A 3,181-nucleotide genomic window follows, 5' to 3' on the forward strand; every position below is an offset into this window, starting at 1 on the left:
CTTTGAGAAGCTCGACGTCATGTTCCTCGGATTCCTGAGCTTCGTCCTGATCGTTGAAGGGCTTATTATGTGTTAACAGGACATAGTGCATGCGCTGCTCCGCGATTGACGGCGGCGCAGCGTAGAAAACACACGGCTAGGCGGGCGTGATCGATGCGTCAGTGAGGTGTGACCCGGTGCCGTTGCGTGGTTGCGCCAGTAACCAGGCCAGCTTGCGCGCGCGTGGTTGCTGCTTGAGCTGCCACTCTGCGCGCGAGGCGGCGGCGCGGTCCGCATACGGGTGGCTGGCAAGCACTTTCAGCGGCGGATGTGCGCGTGTGTAGCGTGCGCCGGTGCCACGCAGGTGCGCCTGGAAGCGCCGCTCCAGATCGTTGGTGATGCCGGCGTAATAGCTGCCGTTGCGACACAGCAGCAGGTAGAGGTGCCAGGGCTTGGGTGCATCCATAGGCGCATTATCGCCACTTGTCTGGCGCCGCGCAGCGGTTGTGGTCGCGCGTGCTGACGTTGCTCGCAGGCGCACGCTGCAGTGCGTGAGTGAATAACCACTTAGAGCGGCTAACAAAACTACTGCGCAGCCGCCAGGCGGGTGCGGCCGGTGCTCGGAATCGGCATGTACCACTCGTACACTCCGGTTCTGAGCGCGCCGTCCGCACCCACCTGACGACTGCTCGCTACGTTTTGTTAGCCGCTCTTAAACATTGGTTATTTGACGCTCGCGGCAGCCGCAAACAGCATGCGCTGCTGCATTGCACCGTCTTCCCGGCCTGCGCGGCGCCTGGTTCGCTGCGCGGGCACTGCGTTGCAGAACAACCAAATCTCCCCACGCTGCTGCAAGACAGCCGACGCCACGAAAAGACGTACATGCCTGCGCGACACCGGGCCCCTGCAAGCGCATCCTTGCTGCTTCGAGATGGGTGGCCAAGCCGCAGGTGTTGGCCTGGAGTCTGGTGTGGGCATGTACGCCAGTGCTGGCCGAGGAAGTGGGCGAGCCTGCAACCACGCCTGACCGCGCCGCGCAGACCTTGGGCACTGTCACCGTAACCGCCACGCGCCGCGAAACCACCTTGCAGCAGGTGCCGGTAGCGGTGTCGGTGGTCCAGGGCGAAGCGCTGGAGCGCGAAAACCGCAACAGCGTGGCCAACCTGCCGGCGCTGGTGCCCAGCCTGACCTTTCGCACCGGCGCCTCCAACAAGGACACCTCGTTGTTCCTGCGTGGCGTGGGCACCATTTCCACCTCGCCAGGCGTCGAGCCCAGCGTGGCCACGGTCATCGACGGCGTGGTGCTGGGGCGGCCAGGCCAGGCCACGCTGGATCTGCTCGATGTCGAGCGCATTGAAGTCCTGCGCGGGCCGCAAGGCACCTTGTTCGGCAAGAACGCCTCGGCCGGCGTGCTCAATATCGTCAGCAAGCCGGCGCCAGATGTGTTCGGCGGCTATGTGGATTACGCGCACTTCGGTGGCGGCGACGAAGACCGCGTGCGTGCCAGCGTGGGCGGCGCGCTGGTGCCGGACGTGCTCAAGGCCAGCGTGTCGGCGTTGTGGGTCGAATACGGTGGCAATGTGCGCAATGTGGCCGACGGTCAGACCGTCAACGGTTATCGACGCTCCGGCGCGCGGCTGCGGCTGGATCTGACCCCGAGCCCAAGCTTGACGCGACGCTGCTCGCCGACTATCTGCAGTCGCGCAGCGACGCGCCCAGCGGTGTGGTGGTTGCCAGCACGCGTGCGGACTTCGCCGCTGCGCTTGCGCCAGTCACTGCCAGCGCCGACAACCGGCAGATCAACAGCGATGACCGCACCCATCTGGACGACACCAACAAGGGCGCCTCGCTGCAGCTGGACCAGCACCTCGGCGAGGCGCTGCTGACCTCGATCAGCGCGTGGCGGCAGTGGGACAATACCCAGTTCCAGGATGGCGATCGCACCGCCCAACGCAGCGCCGCGTTTCCGTCCTCGCACGATCGTGGCGATCCGGGGTACACCCAGTATTCGCAGGAATTGCGCATCCAGACCCCGCGCGACCGTGCGGTGGAAGCGGTGGCCGGGCTGTATTACCTGCATGCGCGCAACGACGAAACCTATCGCCGCACGGTGACCTCTCCGACCGCGAGCAACGTAGGTGTTGCCGACTACGCCACGCGCGCAGAAACGTATGCGGCATTCGGCGAGGCCACCTGGCATTGGCGCCCCGATCTGCGTGCCTTGCTGGGTGCGCGCTTCACTCGCGACACGCTCGACTATCGGCATCGGCGCGTGTCCAGCTCCGCAACCGCAGTCACCGGCATCCAGCCCTCCACGGCGAGCAGTGGCAGCACCGCAGACAACGGCGTGTCGGGCCGCACTGGCCTGCAATACGACTTCGATGCGCAGACCACCGGTTACCTCACCTATTCGCGTGGCTACAAGGGCCCGGCCTACAACGTGTTCTTCAACATGCAGCCGCGCGATACGCCGACGCTGAAGCCGGAGACCTCCAATGCCTGGGAACTCGGCGTGAAGGCACGTGCGTTGGACGATCGCCTCAGTGCAAACGTAGCGCTGTTCCACACCGAGTACGCCAACTATCAGGCCAACTTTTTCGACACCGTGGCCGGGCAGGTGGTGACGCGCTTGATCAACGCCGGGCAGGTGCGCACGCAAGGCCTGGAACTGGATCTGGATTACCGGCCCACCGAGCGGCTCAGCCTGGCCGCCTCACTTGCCTATACGCAGGCGCGCATCCAGCGCTTTGCCTGCCCCATCGCGGCTGCGGCCAACTGCAATGTCGATGGCGGGCCGTTGCCGTTTTCGCCGGAATGGAAGGGCAACCTGCGCGCCGGTTACCGGGTGCCATTGCGCGGCAGCCTGGCGATGGAATTCAACGGCGATGTGAGCTGGCAGGACAGCGTGCAGTACGACCTCAGCCAGACCCCGCAGACCATCCAGGGGCCTTACGCGATCTGGAATGCCAGCATCGCGCTGGCCGACGATGTGCACGGCTGGCGGGTGGCGGTGCTCGGCCGCAATCTCGGCGATCGTTCGTATGCGCCGCTGCTGGCCAATGCCACCGGCAACGTGTTCCGGCTGGTGCCGCGCGACGACCAGCGCTATGTCGGGCTGCAATTACATAAGGGCACCTCGAACAACCAAGTCGTAGCCGTGGTGACACGCACTGGATGATGACCATACCTTCAAAAAATCAGC

At 65.0% G+C, this 3,181-nt stretch carries 1 protein-coding gene, 1 other RNA gene and 1 pseudogene; 2 read left to right on the forward strand and 1 reads right to left on the reverse strand.

From position 1 onward, the window contains the following. Nucleotides 1-136 precede the first annotated feature (136 nt). The gene (locus tag XpopCFBP1817_RS20240) at nucleotides 137-445 is read right to left on the reverse strand and encodes a GIY-YIG nuclease family protein (RefSeq protein WP_128418441.1); all 309 of its coding nucleotides are present in this window, start codon (nucleotides 443-445) and stop codon (nucleotides 137-139) included. Nucleotides 446-610: 165 nt separating this feature from the next. On the opposite strand from XpopCFBP1817_RS20240, the gene XpopCFBP1817_RS20245 reads away from it, so the two are divergent. Together XpopCFBP1817_RS20245 and XpopCFBP1817_RS20250 are read left to right on the forward strand one after the other, a co-directional pair. After that, nucleotides 611-687, forward strand: a non-coding RNA gene (locus XpopCFBP1817_RS20245) — sX9 sRNA. A gap of 242 nt (nucleotides 688-929) precedes the next feature. Continuing rightward, nucleotides 930-3,157 (forward strand): annotated as a pseudogene (locus XpopCFBP1817_RS20250) (TonB-dependent receptor). The last annotated feature ends 24 nt before the right edge of the window (nucleotides 3,158-3,181 follow it).

The sequence above is a fragment of the Xanthomonas populi genome (genome assembly GCF_002940065.1).
Taxonomy (GTDB): Bacteria; Pseudomonadota; Gammaproteobacteria; order Xanthomonadales; family Xanthomonadaceae; genus Xanthomonas; species Xanthomonas populi.